Here is a 19,044-nt window from a genome sequence, read left to right on the forward strand (position 1 = left end):
TATAAACGGCTTTGAAAGGCGTTCCCAATATAGGGAAAACTATATGCAACCAATGCAACCGGTTGCTATGTCATTATAAAAGAAAATTTAACCAATTATTATACAGCATATGACAGTACCTGATGATCCATGACTGTCCCTTGATTTTTTATCAAAATAATCAAAGGGAATACGGATACAAACGTATCTAGCCAATTAGAGAAAATTTAACCACGAATTCTTCAACCTATTTATCAATCCAAAAATGCGATGATGATTACATGTACAATCACACGAGTAAGGTATTGGAAAAAGCTATGGGGTATAGCTAAGCCATTCACTTTACTGCTGTTCCTGCTTTATGTGGGACAGGCAACACTCTATGCTCAGGCCAAAAGGCAGATAAGGGGCATTGTCGTCGATAGTAACCATAAAAAGGTGAGCGGCGCCTCCATCAGGGTAAAGGGCACCTCGCTAGCCACGGCTACCGATGACAATGGAGTTTTCACGATCCAAGTCCCTGCAGATAATAATTTATTGACCATCTCCAAACTAGGATATGGTCAACTCGAAGTGGATATCCACAATAAGAACACGGTAGAAGTACAATTAACCGATAAGTCTATCGAAATCGAGGAAACCGTTGTCGTCGGTTACGGTCGTCAGAAAAAAGAAACCGTTGTTGGCGCCATTGCGCAAACTTCCGGTAAAATACTCGAGCGCGCAGGTGGTGTTTCTAGTGTAGGAGCGGCATTGACCGGTAATGTGCCCGGGGTCATTACCACGGCAAGTACCGGTATGCCGGGGGAAGAAGACCCTCGTATTGTGATCCGCGGGCGCAGTACCTGGAATAATACCGACCCATTAGTCATGGTCGATGGGGTGGAACGACCATTATCCGCTGTTGATATCAGTTCCATCGAAACTATTTCCGTGCTCAAAGACGCATCAGCAACCGCCGTGTATGGTGTCAGAGGAGCCAACGGCGTTATTTTAATCACCACCAAGCGGGGGAAAGAAGGGCAGATGCTGATACGCGGTACCGTCAATAACATTGTTAAGACCGTGTCCCAGCTTCCGGGCAAAATGGATTCATACGATGCATTGATGCTACGCAATAAAGTGATTGAGTATGAATTAGGCATTAACCCTGCAAGTTGGGCCGATTATTCACCACAGGATATTATCAATAAATACCGTTTCCCGGCCGACCAAACGGAACGGGAGCGCTATGTAAATACCGATTGGGCAAAAGAACTCTTTAAAAGTCAAGCATTTTCGCAAAATAGCAGTGTTAATATTGCCGGCGGTACACCATTTGTCAAATACTTTGCCAATGCAGATTATCTCTACGAAGGTGACATGTTCCGCCAGTTTGAAAACGCCAGAGGTTATAAAGCGGGTTATGGATTTAACCGGCTCAATGTACGTTCGAATCTGGATTTCCAGCTTACGCCAACAACAAAATTTTCAACGAATCTAGCGGGCTCCCGTGGTGTCCGAAAAAGTCCATTTGGTGGCGGCAATAATTATTCCTATTGGATTGCAGCCTATACCGTAGCACCGGATGTTATTTACCCACGTTATTCCGATGGTACCTGGGGATTTAATGCGCCAAATCCGAATGCCGGAATAAACTCCGCGCGTGTTCTGGCCATCAGTGGAACGGAATATACAACTACAAGTCGCATTACAAGCGATTTCACACTGGAACAGGATCTTAAGTTTTTAGCAAAAGGACTCAATATACGGGGAACACTCTCGCTGGATAACACTTTTGTTGAAGCCAATCGTGGTATCAACGACGCGAATAATAACACACAGAGCAAGTGGATAGATCCCAAAACTGGACTTCCTACGTATCAGATCCCTTTCGATGGCACCAATAGATTTGATTTTGTGGAGGGTATTGACTGGACAACAGGAGCAGGATTTGTCGACGACAGAGCCACTTACAGAAGATTATTTTATCAGCTACAATTAAATTATGCAACAACCATTGCGCAACACCACAATATTTCGGCAATGGGACTTGTCAACCGAAATCAATACGGTAGGGGGAGCACCGTTCCCTCCTATCGCGAGGACTGGGTATTCCGCACGACCTACAACTATAAAAACAAATATATGCTGGAGTATAACGGCGCATATACAGGATCGGAGAAATTTGCCCCCGAAAACAGATTTGCCTTTTTTAATTCAGGTGGTATTGGCTGGTTAGTTTCGGAAGAAGAGTTTATGAAACCTTTATCCTTTTTGAACACCTTAAAGCTGCGTGGCTCTTATGGGGATATTGGCGACGATAGTGGTGGTGGACAGTTTCTTTATTTAACGCAATGGGCTTATGGCGGTACTTCAGGAATGGGGGTAGATGGCCGGTTTTCCTACTCGGATGGAAATACCAGTCCTTACATCTGGTATAAAGAAAATGTGCTTGGAAACCCCAATATCCGTTGGGAAAAAGTGAAGAAATTAAACTTCGGCGTGGATTTCGGACTGTTCAATGGACAGATTTCCGGAAAGGTAGACTTCTTTAAAGATCATCGGACGAATGTGCTTATCACAGGTGGCGGTCGGTCTATTCCATCCTATTTTGGGGTCGAGGCTCCAACGGCCAACCTTGGAGAGGTAGAAAATAAAGGTTATGAGGTCGAACTGAAATTCAATAAACAACTTAACCCCGATTGGCGGATATGGGCCGATGTCAATTTTACTCATGCCAAGGATAAAGTCATTAATGCCGATGCACCTGAGTTGCTACCCGAATATCAAAAACCGGATAACAAACAGGTGAGTCAAACCTATTCCTATGTTAGCTCCGGATATTATAATACCTGGGATGAACTGTATGGCAGCACCATACATGAAAGCAATGACCTTGCGAAGCTTCCCGGCAATTACCACATCCTGGACTATAACGGCGATGGTATTATCGATGCCAAAGACAATATTCCTTATGCCTTTCCCTCCGTTCCACAAAACACCTACAATTGTACAATTGGGTTTGACTGGAAGAATTTCAGTGTCATGACACAATGGTATGCCGTCAATAATGTGACGCGTCAGGTTGTCTTCAATAGTTTCTCGGGGCAACTAAATTTAGCCTACGATGAAGGTTCTTATTGGTCAAAGGACAATATCAATGCGGATGTACCACTCCCCCGGTGGTTATCCCAGTCAAGCAGCTACGCCCCTGGCAACAGATATATGTTTGACGGTTCATACATTCGATTAAAGACAGCAGAAATTGCTTACAATTTTAATCGCGAATCCGGCGTAATCAAACGCCTGGGCCTTCAAAACCTCCGCCTATTCCTGAATGGCAACAACCTGGTCTTCTGGTCGAAAATGCCGGATGACCGAGAATCCAATTACGCCGGTACCGGTTGGGCTTCTCAAGGAGCCTATCCTACGGTAAAGCGTTTCAATCTAGGTGCAAACATTACTTTTTAAAGCAATTAGACAGATGAAAAAATATTTTAAGGTAATCTTTATAACGGGTGTACTGTGGTCCACTGCCTCACTACTATCCTGCAATAAATATCTAGACAAAGAGGAACAGTCCAATGTATCATCCAAAGAAGCATTTAAAAACTTTATCAACTTTCAGGGTTATACTGAAGAACTGTACAACTGTGTGGTCAATTTCAGCAACAACTACTGGACCAACTCCTGGAACTGGGGTGAAGATGAAATAACCTCCACAGCGAACAACTTTCATTATGTAAACAAGATCGATCAAGGCAATTTTTGGGGTTGGCAAAGGGAATTCGACGGCTGGGGTGCCGGTTGGATGGATCAGGGCGATTTTACCACCAGAAACGACGATGTATTTGCCAACCGTGCCTTCCGAGATCTATGGAGTGCCTCCTGGTTTGGCCTTCGTAAAATAAGCCTTGGCTTAGAGAACATCGATAAACTGACCGAAGCGACGCAGGAGGAAAGAAACCTGATCAAAGGGCAATTGTTATTTTTCAGGGGTTGGTTTCACCACCGGTTGATGGAATACTTTGGCGGTATGCCGTACATCAATTATGTACTTCCAAGTGACGAAAAGCTCCGGTTGCCAAGACTTAGCTACCAGGCCTGTGCAGACCTTGCCGCGGCCGATTTTAGAGAAGCGGCCAACCTCTTGCCGATCGACTGGGACAATACAACCGCTGGAAAGCGTACACTCGGTAAAAACCAGTTGCGCATCAATAAAATCATGGCACTGGCCTATCTTGGCAAAAACTACCTTTGGGCAGGAAGTCCACTGATGAATTTTCAGTCCACCGGAAGTAAAACCTATCAGGCTGATTACTGCAAAAAAGCTGCCCATGCCTTTGGCGAATTGCTGTCCCTTGTGGAGAGCGGCCAGACAAATTATGCACTGGTACCCCTGGCCAATATTCATTTAAACTTTTACACCACGGGACAAAACTGGGCCATGCCAGGAAGTACAGAGGCCATATTCAGAGGCCCTTATATTGACGCTTGGGTGTCTAACTGGGGAACAAGCAAACAATATATTCCACTGGAGGTTGGAGATGGCGACCTTAAGTTTAACCCAACGGCAAATTATGTCGATTACTATGGCATGAAAAGCGGCTTACCAATCAAGGACATTACCCAGTCCGATGCGGAGTCGGGATACAATGCCGAATACCCCTGGAAAGATCGCGACCCACGCTTTTATAAGGACATTATTTTTGACGGCACAAAAGTCGTACAGGGAAATATGTCGGCATCAGAAGAAAAAAACCGCTATGCCAATCTATTCACAGGCGGAAGCTATCGGGATACCCGTACCGGAAGTCAGACGGGCTACGTATTACGCAAATTTATCCCTTTAACATCCAATAAATATGATCAAGCCTACAGTTACGGTACCAATCTTCATATTTACGTCCCTTACATGCGTCTTGCTGATGTCTATCTGATGTATGCCGAGTCTGCCCTAATGGCTTCCAATTCGGCTACGGGCAAAGCAGACAATTACGGTAAAACTGCTGTCGATGCCATCAATATCGTACGCGATCGCGCCGGTGTGGGCCATATAGACAGCAAATTTCTCAGCTCCGCGGCCGCCCTGCTTCCCGAGCTACGTCGCGAACGTGCTGTGGAACTTGCCTTCGAAGGTCACCGTTTTAATGATCTGCGACGTTGGTTGTTATTGACCGAAGCGCCTTACACCTTAAAGAAGGCAGTTTCGTTTGATCGAGCAGGTATGTTTAACAACCAAGATCCGTCTCAAAATCGCGTAGTCAATATCCAAGAGAACGTTATTCTGGAACGCAAATTTACGAGCAAGCATTATTGGCTGCCACTAAAGGTCAGAGATGTCAATATGTATCCCGAGTTCTATCAGAACCCAGGCTGGTAACGAGTTTTTCATTTAATCATTTAAAAAATGAAGTACAAAAAATTAAGTATAGCACTATGTCTTGGATTAAGCTGGATCGCCACCACGGAAGGAATGGCCAAAGAATCGCTTAATCCAACCATTGGACAATATAAAAATACACATTCAACATGTTCGAAAACTGGTCTTCAGGACAGTATCGGCAAAGACAGTACAACACTTGTACAAGTTGCTTTCCGAAAAGTTCAGAAAAAAGACCTCATGGGCAATGTCCAGTCCATCAACATCCCACAATTGCTCGACAAGAACTACAACACCTACAGTCTGGAAAATCTCGATGCCTTTATTTCCGGATATAACGGTAATATCTGGGGGATGAGCGGTTATCTGGTCTTAGTGGATGGATTTCCGCGCGACGCCAATAACGTTATGCCAACCGAGATCGATCAGATCAGTGTCCTAAAAGGAGTCAATGCCATTGCACTCTATGGTAGCCGTGCGGCAAAAGGTGTAATCAGCATTAACACCAAACGCGGAAAAGCTGGCGGTCAGCAGATAAAAATCAGGGCTAATAGCGGTATCAATACGGCGATCAGTTATCCGCAATACCTGGGCTCTGCCGAATATATGACGTTATACAACGAGGCCCGGCAAAATGACGGTCTCTCGGCACTCTACGGTGCCGAAGCCATCTACCAACATGCAGCCGGAACAAACCCTTTCCGCTACCCAAATGTTGATTACTATTCCTCGGACTATATCAAGGATCATTATAATCGCTACGATGCCACCGCCGAAATCTCAGGCGGAAATCAGCGGGCACAATATTATACCAACTTTGGTTTTTGGTCCGAAGGGTCTATGCTCAATTTTGGACAGGCCAAGAAAAATGGTGGTGCCAATCGATTTAATATGCGTGGTAACATCGACGTCAAAGTCAATGAAATGATCTCGCTCAATGTGGACGCTTCGGCCAGCTTTTACATGTTAAAAGGAGTCAACGCAGATTATTGGGGAGCAGCCGCCATCGCTAGGCCGCATCGCTTCTCCCCACTCATCCCGATCGATATGATCGAAGAAGGTGACATCAATTCGATGGTGTATGTCAACAATAGTAATTTTCTCATTGATGGTAAATACCTTCTGGGGGGAAGTCAGCTGGATCAGACCAATGCCTTTGCTAACATTTATGCCGGTGGCACCAACCGCTATCTTAACCGCCAGTTTCAATTTAATACAGGTTTGAATTTTGACTTGAAAAATATCCTGGAAGGACTGGTTTTCAAAACCAACCTCGCCGTGGACTATCAGTCCAATTACAACCAGGCCTACAACAACAATTATGCAGTATATCAAGCTTCATGGAACAACTATGACGGAAAAGATCGAATCAGTAGCCTTACAAAATATGGGGATGACCGCATTTCGGGTTTGCAAAACATCAGCGGCAGCACCTATCGTCAGACCATCGGACTCAATGGATCCTTAAACTTTAACCGCACCTACGATAACAACCACCATGTTTCGGCAATCCTATTGGCCAATGCATTTCAGATCGCTGCCTCTGGCAGTTATCATAAACTCAGCAATGCCAATCTAGGGCTACAGTTAGGCTACAACTATTCCGGTAAATATTATGTTGATTTTAGTAGTGCCTATAGCCATTCGGCGAAATTACCGCAGGGGAACAGACAGGCCCTCTCCCCGACATTAGCCCTTGCCTGGCGCCTGTCAAAAGAAAACTTTCTTGTCAATAGCAAAGTTGTCAATGACCTAAGATTGTCCGCTTCGGCGGGGATCTTAAACACAGATCTGGACATTAACGATTATTTCCTGTATCAAGGCTATTATACCTACAACAATGGGGCCTGGTATAGCTGGGCTGATGGCGCATTGGTACACTCTTTTGACCGACGGAGAGGCGACAATCCAAACATGAAATTTCCAAAACGCAAAGAACTTAACATCAGCCTTGAAGGTGGACTTTACAATAACCTAATCACCTTCAATACATCCTACTTTTTTAACCGCATGAGCGGTGGTTTGGTGCAAGCGGCAACGCAATACCCGATGTATTTTACCACAGGTTGGCCTGTTTATTCGGATCTTCCCTTTATCAATTACAACAGCGACGAACGGCGGGGTGTAGACTTTGGAGTCAACCTGAACAAACAGATAAACCAGACTTTTGTATCACTGGGATTCAATGGGATGTACTATACGACAAAAGCCGTAAAAAGGGACGAACTTTATCAGTTTAGCTATCAAAATAAAGCCGGGAAACCGCTCGATGCATTATGGGGTTTACAGCATGATGGTTTTTATATGAGCCAGTCCGACATTGAAAATTCGGCCTTCTCTTCATTTGGTGAAGTAAAACCGGGGGATATTAAGTATAAAGACCAAAACGGGGACGGCACGATTGATACGCGTGACGAAGTCTATCTGGGCAAAGGCGGATGGAGCGGAGCTCCACTTACATTAGGACTCAACCTGACGGTCAAATGGAACAACTTCACCCTTTTTGCTGCCGCTACAGGCCAGTTTGGTGCCAAGGCCATGAAAAACAGTTCTTACTTTTGGGTAGATGCGGAGGATAAATACTCGGTGGTCGTCCGCGACCGCTGGACAGAGTCGACCAAAGAAACCGCTACTTATCCACGCCTAACTACCTTCAACAGTGATAACAACTTTCGAAGCTCAGATTTTTGGCTTTATAAGACGGATCGCATCAACCTGTCCAAAGTGCAGCTTTCCTACGATTTCCCAAAACGTATACTCAGTTCCAAATTTATCCATGAATTAGGTATCTACGCCAACGGATCCAATCTGTTGATGATTGCAAAAGAAAAAGAAATCATGCAATTGAATATCGGACAAGCGCCTCAAACGCGATTTTTCAACGTCGGCCTAAAGGCTCTATTTTAATCGTGAATATTTAAAATGAGAATGATGAAAAAACTATTAACGCTAGCCATCGCGAGCAGCCTGTTATTTTCTTCCTGCGAAGATATGTTTGAACCGGCTCTCGAGAATAATCTTGAAATTGAAACGGCCAATAGCCGCCCGTTATATGCTCAGGGATTGCTTTTAAACGGATACAACCGAATCCCAAGCAATAGCTACAGCTTTGATGACGTTGCGACTGACAATGCGGTGAGCAACGATAAGAACAATACATTTCTAAAAACGGCAACCGGCCAGTGGACAAGTATCAACAACCCCTTCGATCAATGGCGCAACAGCTATTCGGCCATACAATACCTGAACAATTTTCTGTCCTTAACGGACCAGGTTGAATGGGCCATGGAGCCAAAAGTTAGCGCCCTATTCAACGACCGGATGAAAGGCGAAGCCTATGGCCTTCGTGCACTGTTTATGTTCCATCTCCTACAGGCGCATGCCGGCAAGTCAGGCACAGGAGAGATATTGGGCGTTCCGATCCATTTGACTCCTGAGACCGTCAATTCGGATTTCAATCAACCCCGAGCCTCATTTGAAGCCTGTATGCAGCAATTGTACGACGACATCAACAAAGCAGAGGATCTATTGCCGATGGATTATGAAAATATAGCTAGCGACAGCCAGGTTCCAGTTAAATATGCAGGAACCGTAAACGCCAACGATTACAATCGCGTATTTGGGTCCACGTTTAAATTACGGATGACCAAGCGCATTGCACAGGCCATTCGTGCCAGGGCAGCGCTATTAGCAGCAAGTCCAGCATACAGTGAAGGGAGTAAAACGACCTGGGAGCAAGCCGCGATCTATGCGGGGCAGGTCATCCAAGCCAAAGGCGGTGTCAGTGGGATCGACCCTAAAGGATTTACCTGGTACAATAAAGAGGTGGTCGACGGTTTAACCTCCGGCTCCAATCCGGCCGAAATTCTTTGGCGTACAGACAAAGGAAATAGTAACAGTATGGAACAAGATCATTTTCCGCCAACATTATTCGGCAGAGGCCGGCTCAACCCAACGCAGAACCTGATCGATGCCTTCCCTATGGAAAATGGCTATCCCATTGCAGATGCCAATTCGGCCTACAATAAGGCCAATCCTTACGATAAACGGGATCCACGATTGAAGACCTATATCATTGTCAATGGTGCGACAGCCGGTGTCAGCAATTCAGCGATCAATACGACAGCCAATAGTCCGACCAATGACGGCTTGAACAAAGTCGAAACATCCACACGAACCGGTTATTACCTGAAAAAGCTCCTGCGTCAGGATGTCAACCTCAACCCCTCATCCTCTACGCAACAAATGCACTTCAATGCGCGTATACGCATGACGGAAATGTATCTGGCCTATGCCGAGGCGGCCAATGAAGCTTGGGGACCTACAGGTATGGGTACCTTTACGTTCTCGGCCTACGACATCATCAAAGCTATTCGCCGGCGTGCAGGTGTAGGCACCAACAATGGCGACCCTTACCTGGAGCAAGTCAAAAACAATAAAGATCAAATGCGGCAGCTGATCCGAAACGAACGCCGACTGGAGCTTTGCTTTGAAGGATTCCGATTTTGGGATCTTCGCCGTTGGAAAATGGATATCAATGTCGCCGCAAAGGGCATGAGTATCAACAACAACAGCTATACCGAAATACCTGTCGAGAATAGACTCTATGAAAACTATATGAATTACGGCCCAATCCCGTACAGCGAGGTACTTAAATACAGCAATCTTGTACAAAATATAGGTTGGAATTAAACTTAACATGCATACGATGAAAAAAATCAATATCCTGTACGCAATGGCTTTAGTAAGTTTGGCGTCCTGCAAAAATAACGACTGGGAGTTCCCTGACTTTGAATTTCAATCGGTATACTTCGCTTATCAGACACCGGTCAGAACAATGACCCTGGGCGAAGACATCTTTGACAATAGCCTAGACAACCAACATAAGGTCAAAGTCATGGCAACTACAGGCGGCGTGTACAACAACAAAAAAGATATTCGTATCGACTTCGTTGTCGACAACAGTCTCACAAATGGGCTTCACTACCCAAATGGGCAGGCTGTTACCGCACTGCCTGACAATTATTATCAGCTTGCCAGCAACCAGATCAGCATTCCCAGCGGTAGCCTCACGGGCGGTGTGGAGGTACAGCTGACCGACGCGTTTTTTGCCGACCCCAAGTCGTTGGAAACCTATTACGTTTTACCGCTCCGGATGACAAAGGTTGTCAATGCCGATTCAATACTCTCCGGTAAAACCTCGTTGCAGACTGCCAATAGGGCAATTGCATCCGACTGGGACGCTGCACCGAAAGATTTTATCTTCTATGCCCTCAAATATATCAATCCCTGGCATGGCAATTACCTTCGCCGCGGTACCGATCAGATCGTTGGCAAAGGCGCCAACAGTAGCTTGACAAAAAGCGTTGTCAGGCATCAGGCCTATGTCGAAAAAGATGAAGTCAAAAACATCAGTACGGCAGCACTTAAGAAATCAGTCTTGCCCCTATCTTTTAAGGGAGCAGGTGATGTCAATATCAATGTCAATCTGAACCTATCTTTTGACGACGACAACAATTGCAGTGTTAGCTCGGCTAGTGCCGGCGTATCAGCTACCGGAAGTGGAAAATTCGTCAAACGGGGCGAAAAAAACAGCTGGGGCAATGCAGACCGAGATGCACTATATCTATCCTACACGATCGATATGGCACAAATGACCGTCACAAGCAAGGATACCCTCGTTATGCGGGACCGATCCGTAAAAATGGAAACTTTTACGCCCGTCAAAAAGTAGTATCAATTCAATAATGAACAACGATGAAAAAAATCAATAAAACTATCGTCATCCTACTTTCGCTCGGCACTGTCTGGAGTTCCTGCTCCAAATATCAACCCTTGGAATTTGCTGTTGATAAACCGCAGGAAGTGCTGGCGCAGGAAGATATAAATGCTTACAATCCCCTGAAAACTTATTTAGACAGACAGGCAAACCCCGCATTTAAACTTGGTGTCGCGCTCAATATGAACGATTATTTTAATAAAGGAGTACTCTACCGCTTGGCTAATCGTAATTTCGAAGAAATGGTGATGGGCTATGAAATGAAGCATGGTTCCATTGTGCAAGCCGACGGAAGCCTGAATCTATCTCGTGTAGAACAGCTGCTCACAGCTGCACAGGAAAACAACATGGCACTGTATGGCCACACGTTGTGCTGGCATTCGGGACAGAATGCCGCCTACCTGAACAAGTTAATCGCTCCGGTGGTTATACCAGGTTCTGGAGGACCAGCTCTAGCGGGACATGCACTAAAAATGAGCAATCCCTCTGTTGTCAATGCCTGGGAAGCACAGACAGCCACAGACATTAACCCAACGGAAATAGGGAAAGAATATGTATTGAAGATTGTAGCACGGGGCAGTAAAGCGGGCAACATTGGTATCGACCTGCAGAGCACCTCCAATTATACGGGCGACAATATGGGTTCATTGGCATTAACAACAAGCTACAAAGAATACGAACTCAAAGTCACCGCAACTGCAGCACGTAACCGTTTTATCATCAATTTTGGTCAATATGATGGAACTATTTTCATCGACAAAGTCGTGCTGACAAAAACAGGTAGTTCGGCAAGCCTTATTGCCAACAGTGATTTTGAAAACAATATTGATGGTTGGTTTGGCTGGGGAAACAATTCCTCCAGAGCGCAGTCCGCCAATGGCGAAGGTTATGGAAGCCCTGGGGGCAGCACGATCGAGAAAACCCCTGCCGAGAAAGAAGCCATTCTCGCGAAAGCGATGGAGACATTTATTGCCGGCATGCTTGAGAAAACCAAAGGCTACATCAAGGCTTGGGATGTAGTCAACGAACCGATGTCCGACTGGCCCGACCAATATGCCCTAAAGACGGGAGTCGGCAAAACCGATCTGGCGGATGATGAATTCTACTGGCAGGATTATTTGGGTAAAGATTATGCCGTGAAAGCCTTCCAGTTTGCCCGCAAATATGGTAATGCCAATGATCTCCTTTTCATCAATGACTATGGCTTGGAAGGCAGTGGCAACAAATGCAAAGGGCTCATCGCCTATGTCGGCTACATCGAAGGCAAAGGGGCCAAAGTGGATGGAATCGGCACCCAGATGCACATCGATATCAATACCAGTAAAGACCAAATCGTCAGCATGTTCAATCTATTGGCCGCAACAGGCAAGCTGATTAAAGTGTCTGAGCTCGATATCGGCCTTGGAAGCGGCATAAAGACCAGCAATGCAACAGCTGAAATGTATCAGAAACAGGCTGATTTATACAAGTTTGTCGTTGAGAAATACCTCGAGATCATTCCCAAGGATAAACAGTACGGTATCACCCTATGGAGCCCATTGGATAGTCCAGACCAAGAGGGTTCATTCTGGCGACGTGGAGAGCCCATCGGCTTATGGACCGAAGGATTTGTCCGAAAGCCAGCCTACCAGGCTGTTGCTGAGGCATTGTCAGCTAAAAAATAAGATCATTAATCACCCTTTAAATATGTAAATTATGAGAACAAACAACATGTGGTTATTGCTGATCTTTTTATTAGCTATTTTTTCCAGCTGCTCGCGGCTGGAAGAAAAAACATTGACCAGCGAATCCGAAAGAAGTCTTAAATCCAATGTTTCCGCGCAAGCCGTTACAAGCTGGCCGCGGCCAACCCCGACCCTACATGTCGGTGGCAAGTACCTCAAAGATCCCTGCGACAATAATATTGTCCTGCATGGGGTAGCCATTACGCCAAGCCCTTGGTTCAATGGCTGTCAGTATGGAGCCAACTCGGGCTACTGCACCTGGGACAATTACAATGTGCAGGGCGCGCTCAATTACAACAAGGCGGTCATGGACAAGCTCAGCAGCGCCGCCGACGGATGGTACCTCAATTATATCCGTCTGCATATTGATCCTTATTGGACCAATGATCCAGGTGCACCCATTCCCGAAGACGATATCTCACGGTTCAACTACAATCGTCTGGTTACCTACACCGACCAGGTCATTATCCCCTTAATCAATCATGCCCGCAGCCGCGGTATGTATGTCATCTTGCGTCCTCCAGGTGTATGTCCGCACCGTATCGCCGTCAATGATGCCTATCATACCTATCTCAAGACCGTATGGACCTTTCTGTCGCAGCACACTGCCCTGAAAAATGCAGACAATGTGATGTTTGAATTGGCTAACGAGCCTGTTGAAATCCTTGGGACGAACGGTACTTGGGGAATGACGGGAAATGAACATTTTGCTGCGCTGAAAAATTTCTTTCAGCCCTTAGTCAATATCATCCGTAACAACGGAGCCAACAACGTCTGCTGGATACCCGGTACCGGTTGGCAATCCCATTACCAGGGTTATGTCACTAATCAGATTACCGGCGGAAATATCGGCTACGCCGTACATATCTATCCGGGTTATTGGGGCGGTGTCAATACCTATCAAGCTTTCCAAAATGCCTGGAATACCAATGTCAAACCTATTGCTGACATTGCGCCAATCGCTATTACAGAGACCGACTGGGCTCCACAAGGATATGGTACTTTCGGCACAGGATCTACAGGCACCGCTGGTGGTAATGGTTTTGGTGCAAATTTGAAATATATCGTCGATCAGTCCAGCAATGTGAGCTGGAACCTCCTTGCTCCCGATGACTTGCTTCACAAAGGCGACCCCAATGCCGGCACCGCCTTTAATAACGATTGGGAAGCCTGCGCTGCACCGAGCAAACAATGGTTTCAGCAATATGCCGCCGCCAATTACCCCATGTCTAACTGCACCGTCACCAGCTTGGTGAACAATGGGATTTACGAAATTGAATTTCAGACCGATGCCAACAAAGTCCTTGATTTGAAATCAGGGGAAGATGCCAACGGTGCAGCACTCAGACCCTGGACCCGAAATGGTGCAAACGCACAGCGCTGGGTAGCCATCGATGCAGGCAATGGTTACTGGCGCTTTGTCTCCAAAGCAAGCGCAAGCAGTCGTTGCATCGATCTGACAAGTAACAGTAATGTACTCGGAACTGCGATCCGGCTCTGGCAGAACTATGGCAATGATGCGCAGGCCTGGAAGGTTACAGCTGTAGCTAATGGCTATTACAAAATTACCTCAAAGGTAGATGCCACACGCGGTTGGGACGTACCCAACTGTACCATGGATGGCAACTCCAATCTGCAGCTTTGGGATTACTATGGTACATCCTGTCAGTTGTTTAAATTCAAATTTATAGCGATGAACTAAAGGTCATCTTTTCGCGGTAAGCTATTCTTACCGCGAAATAGTTTATTTTAATCACATGAAAAACTTCACCATGCGACAAACACAATTTAAAATCCTGTTAATGATCTTCCTACTATGCGGTTTTTCAGGTACAGCAGCGTTCGCCCAAGACAAAAACTTCCATATTTACCTTTGCTTTGGACAATCCAATATGGAAGGGCACGGTAAATTCGAACCTCAGGATACCATGGCCATCGAACGGTTCAAGGTACTATCGGCAGTAGATTGCCCCGATTTAGGGCGGCAATATGGCCGATGGTCGCCGGCCCGGGCACCGCTCACACGCTGCCACACCGGACTTACACCTGCAGATTATTTTAGCCGAACACTTGTAGAAAATCTTCCCAAAAATATTGAGGTCGGTGTCATCAACGTTTCAGTAGGCGGCTGTCATATTCAATTATTTGATCAGGACAGCACAGCAAGTTATGTTGCAAAGTCACCGGAGTGGATGAAATCCATGCTTGCTGCCTATGACAACAATCCTTATCAGAGACTGGTAGCCCTAGCCAGGATGGCGCAGCAGAAAGGTGTTATCAAAGGTATTTTGCTTCATCAGGGTGAGTCCAACACTGGCGATCGGCAATGGCCCAATAAAGTAAAAAAGGTCTATGAAAGCCTCCTGCGCGATTTGCACCTGAGCGCCAAAGATGTCCCGCTGCTTGCCGGCGAAGTCCTTTCGGCCGAAGCCGGCGGTAAATGCGCAAGCATGAACGCTATCATTCAGACACTGCCCGCTACGATCCCCACGGCCCATATCATCTCGTCCAAAGGCTGTGAAGGTATTGGCGACGGACTGCATTTCAGTCCTGCGGGATACCGGCAGCTAGGCAAAAACTATGCGGCAAGCATGCTTAAATTGCTGAAAAAGCAATGAAATAAAAAAGCTAGGGAATCAATCCCTAGCCTTTACAGATAATCAGCCATAGTGATACACACCATGATCGATATGGCCATTCGTTCTAATAATAGTATCCTTTATGGCTTAAGGCAATAACAGTACATACTGTTGTCCTTTAATTTCCAAAAATTTTGGCTAATTCCTGGTGTAACAATTCACCTTTGATATTGATAGCAACAATGTTTCCTTGAGGATCCACCAGATAATTTTGCGGTACGGCACGCACGCCGTACAGCACTGCTGCCTCATTGCTCCAGCCCTTTAGATCGGCGACATGTATCCAAGGCAATCCATCATCCTTAATGGCCTTTAACCAGGCATTTTTTCCTTTTGTATCATCCAGCGAAACCGCGAGCACTTCCAGGCCCTTATTTTTATATTTGTTGTATGCCTTCAATAAGTTGGGGTTTTCAGCACGGCAGGGACTACACCAGCTTGCCCAAAAGTCGATCAGCACATACTGACCTTTAAAATCGGATACGTTGACCAATTTCCCTTCCGTATCCGGCTGGGAAAAATCAGGTGCCTTATTACCGATTTTCACACTTCTCTCCGCTAGGAAACGTGCTTCCAACTGTCGCGCATTTGTCATTTGACGGACCTCTTTGGACAGCTTCAAAAACAAAGGTTCGATCTCACTGAGCTTGCGTTTATTGGCCGCATCAATAAGCGCGTCCACCGCAAAGATTGAATTGGGATTTTTGGCAGCAAATGCGAGCTCTTTAACCCGTCGCGCTTCAAATCGCGCCTCAAACTTCTCATGGATAGCCTTATACTGCTCATTGGCATCAGGAGCATCCTGCTTTACGGCCGAAAAGGCCTTGTTACCCGCATCAATAATATCCATAAAACCACCGCCAATCTCATTTAAATAAGCGACATAGGCGTTATGCAAGGGCGACCCCTTTATGGCAGCGGTACGCAGTGAATCTTTGATGGTCATGTTGTAAGTTTCATTACCCAAATAAAAATATAATCGATCGCCAATATTTTGTGCGATCAATTTACCCTTACCGTCCTGATCAAACACCATTCGGGAGTAAGCTGGCTCCTCCACCGTTCCTTTGAAACTAAACTTGCCATCCACAATAGCCGATGAATCCGAGGCTGGAAATCCATCTTTTGTGTAATCGAGATACACTTTTTTGCCATTGAAAGCTTGTGGTACAGTTCCTTTGATCTGAAAACTGGCTTGTTGCGCAAATAATGTCAAGGGAAAAAATGCCAGCGCTAAGGCAGCTATTTTTAAATTTTTCATGTTTATATAATTAGATTGTATATTGTTCCTTTTTACTTACGCCAGGTCATATCCACGGGATTTCCGGGAAGACCGTCAATTGTTTTAAGCAGCTCGCCGTTTTTCCCTACCCGGATATCTATATAATACAGCGCGCCTTCTGCCCCTGCAATCAATGTATTCTCATCATCATCCAGTTTGAGCAGGCTGACATCCGATTTGATGGCTGCCTTCAACAGTTCCACCTGCTGATTGAGCGGATTATAGCGAAACATCTGATTTTTGTAGGCCACATAGATGTACCCATTGCGGGTGGCCACCATCTTTGTTTCGGTATTTATCCATTCTTGTTTTATAAAGAGTCTCTTATGTATTGCCGTAATCATAAACGGTCCGTTAAAATTTGCATTGAACTTCAGTTCATACAGTTGGCCGCTACCATCCTTCACATAAGCGTAGGTATCTGTGTTATTGATCTGTACCATTTTAATCAGATCCATACCCACCTTTGTCGGATCAAAAATTTCAGTATTTACGGGACTATACTGGGTACCAAAATACATCGGACTGCCATACATATTGATTCGGATAAATTGCTTTTTATTTTTTTCGAAAGCAATTACACTATAGTTGTTGTCGACGGTTGTCAATAAAATCTCCGGTGCCAATTCGTAGTCCCCATCCGCGTAAGTTCCAAACATACCATAGGTATTCGATTGATCCCAGGTATTCGTTGTTCCTCCATAAAATTTGCCGTTAATGACGCCCATCATTACTCCTTGCGGATGGGCGAGCAAATTTCCGACAGCAATCGTTGCGGGAGCTAGAAAAAAGTTATCGTGCAGCGTACCGGGCTTCACCGCTTCTTTAACCAAGTTATTGACATCGAGGCGCACACCTGCCTGTTTGGAAATAATCCAGTATCCTAATGGGGTATTTCCCGTGAACTGATTTTTGAGGTAATGGATATGCATCGGATCAGGTGGTAATGGTTCGCGATTGATCGCCTCATAAATATTGGCTTGTACGCTGTTGTCAGGTTTTATAAAGGACAGCTTACTGACCCCATTCTTGATGGATAACACAAGTGATCCTCGCGAAAAAGCCGTCGCTCCCTGGATTTTGAAATTATAGAAATATTTCATTCCATTTGCCGTATTGGTCACCGTAAGACGCGCCGTGTATCTTTTGGCCTGAAGCCCAAAAACGATGCGTAGGGTGGGCCCTTCGTAGTGGTTGGCTTCGGGGACAATTGCCTCCGGTACATCGATGCGCCAGTTACATTTCAGTGAAGCCGCATCGATGCCCGTAATTTTAGGTGCTATAATAAGACTATCGCCAACCGAAGCTTCATACAAAGTATCCAATCCGGTAATCTGCGGGCCCTCAGGCATATCGATGGCATAATTCCCCTTGTCCTTATAACAGCTACCCAAAACCACTAAATTTAAAGCCGCAATGGCAAAAAATAGTATTGCTCTTGATCTCTTTACATTTCTTTTCATCTTATCTGACTTCCTTTCCTGATTCATCTATAAAATAATACTTACCCGAAGCACTATTCTTTCTCAATAAGATGCTTCGGTTTGGATTGTCCACGTGATAGAACTGATAGGTCTGTCCGTCGTCTTTACTGCTCAGCACATAATTCTTTTCCGGGTGATCTTTCACCCATTTAAAGGGATCATTGAGCATCATCAGCAGGAGATTGACAAAGTAGAGATTCTTGGGTGCATCAAGTCCGACTGTAGAAAGCGAGCGCTGTTCAGTCACAATCAAGAAGAGCTGATGTTTTACCCGCGAATAATTATCAAGCCACATGGTCCACCAGGCCGGTTGCTCCAATCGGGCAGAAATTATGATGCGCGCGCGTATCAAGGCTGGATTTTCAACAGCAAAGTCATCGCTTGCCTTTAGTTTTATGAGCAGTGATACAGATTGATTTTCAAGTTCGCTGATATTGTGTACGATAATGGGCAACTGTGCCCGGCCTGCATCACTTTCTATGGTATAGGCCGGTTTCAACTGTTCATAATGCAGATCAGCACGGGCCGTTGATGAATCCTTTTCCACGAAAACCTCGTATTGTCGCGCTTGCTGATCACGGTATCCCATCACTTTGACAGGAACAAAAATGGTATCCTGTGCCTTGGTCATATCATAGGCAAAGGTGTATACAATGCTATCCCGATCCGTGTCGCTCAGATCGAAATAAACATTAGCCGACCTATCGTAAGTCGTTAAAACCGCCTTTTTACAAGACCACAGTAGCAGCAGCGGTAGTAGCAGAAGTAATAAAATATTTTTTTTCATTGTGG

At 45.5% G+C, this 19,044-nt stretch carries 11 protein-coding genes; 8 read left to right on the forward strand and 3 right to left on the reverse strand.

The genetic code is table 11. The features are described 5' to 3' along the window. The first annotated feature begins 249 nt into the window (after positions 1–249). The 8 genes from B3P16_RS06080 to B3P16_RS06115 all read left to right on the forward strand — a co-directional run bounded on the left by B3P16_RS06080 (position 250) and on the right by B3P16_RS06115 (position 15,465). Complete coding sequence (locus tag B3P16_RS06080; protein WP_233789149.1) at positions 250–3,432, forward strand: SusC/RagA family TonB-linked outer membrane protein; 3,183 nt, start codon at positions 250–252, stop codon at positions 3,430–3,432. A 13-nt stretch (positions 3,433–3,445) separates the two neighbouring features. Further along, positions 3,446–5,344, forward strand: coding sequence for a RagB/SusD family nutrient uptake outer membrane protein (locus B3P16_RS06085; RefSeq protein WP_286841802.1), 1,899 nt, complete (start codon positions 3,446–3,448; stop codon positions 5,342–5,344). 27 nt (positions 5,345–5,371) lie between these two features. Next, entirely contained in the window at positions 5,372–8,251 is a 2,880-nt protein-coding gene (locus B3P16_RS06090) for a SusC/RagA family TonB-linked outer membrane protein (RefSeq protein ID WP_286841804.1), read from the forward strand. 21 nt (positions 8,252–8,272) lie between these two features. Then, a complete protein-coding gene (locus B3P16_RS06095; protein WP_286841806.1) occupies positions 8,273–10,036 on the forward strand; it encodes a RagB/SusD family nutrient uptake outer membrane protein in 1,764 nt (587 codons plus the stop codon). A 16-nt stretch (positions 10,037–10,052) separates the two neighbouring features. Next, positions 10,053–11,078 carry a DUF5627 domain-containing protein gene (locus B3P16_RS06100; protein WP_286841808.1) on the forward strand — a complete coding sequence of 342 codons (1,026 nt, stop codon included), beginning with the start codon at positions 10,053–10,055 and terminating at the stop codon, positions 11,076–11,078. A 23-nt stretch (positions 11,079–11,101) separates the two neighbouring features. Beyond that, positions 11,102–12,787, forward strand: a complete 1,686-nt coding sequence (locus tag B3P16_RS06105; RefSeq protein ID WP_286841810.1) for an endo-1,4-beta-xylanase — start codon at positions 11,102–11,104, stop codon at positions 12,785–12,787. A gap of 31 nt (positions 12,788–12,818) precedes the next feature. Further along, positions 12,819–14,549, forward strand: a complete 1,731-nt coding sequence (locus B3P16_RS06110; RefSeq protein ID WP_286841812.1) for an RICIN domain-containing protein — start codon at positions 12,819–12,821, stop codon at positions 14,547–14,549. 100 nt (positions 14,550–14,649) lie between these two features. Next, entirely contained in the window at positions 14,650–15,465 is an 816-nt protein-coding gene (locus tag B3P16_RS06115) for a sialate O-acetylesterase (RefSeq protein ID WP_286841814.1), read from the forward strand. Positions 15,466–15,604: 139 nt separating this feature from the next. Here B3P16_RS06115 and B3P16_RS06120 read toward each other — a convergent pair whose 3' ends face one another. The 3 genes from B3P16_RS06120 to B3P16_RS06130 are packed head-to-tail and all read right to left on the reverse strand — an operon-like array spanning position 15,605 to position 19,039. After that, entirely contained in the window at positions 15,605–16,747 is a 1,143-nt protein-coding gene (locus B3P16_RS06120) for a TlpA disulfide reductase family protein (protein WP_286841816.1), read from the reverse strand. Between the two features lie 32 nt (positions 16,748–16,779). Next, positions 16,780–18,231 (reverse strand): PKD-like family lipoprotein, encoded by a 1,452-nt coding sequence (locus B3P16_RS06125; RefSeq protein WP_286841818.1) that lies wholly within the window; start codon positions 18,229–18,231, stop codon positions 16,780–16,782. Position 18,232: 1 nt separating this feature from the next. Next, positions 18,233–19,039 (reverse strand): DUF4843 domain-containing protein, encoded by an 807-nt coding sequence (locus tag B3P16_RS06130; protein ID WP_286841820.1) that lies wholly within the window; start codon positions 19,037–19,039, stop codon positions 18,233–18,235. Between the last annotated feature and the right edge of the window lie 5 nt (positions 19,040–19,044).

The sequence above is a fragment of the Sphingobacterium sp. UBA7631 genome, assembly GCF_002483935.1.
Taxonomy (GTDB): Bacteria; Bacteroidota; Bacteroidia; order Sphingobacteriales; family Sphingobacteriaceae; genus Sphingobacterium; species Sphingobacterium multivorum.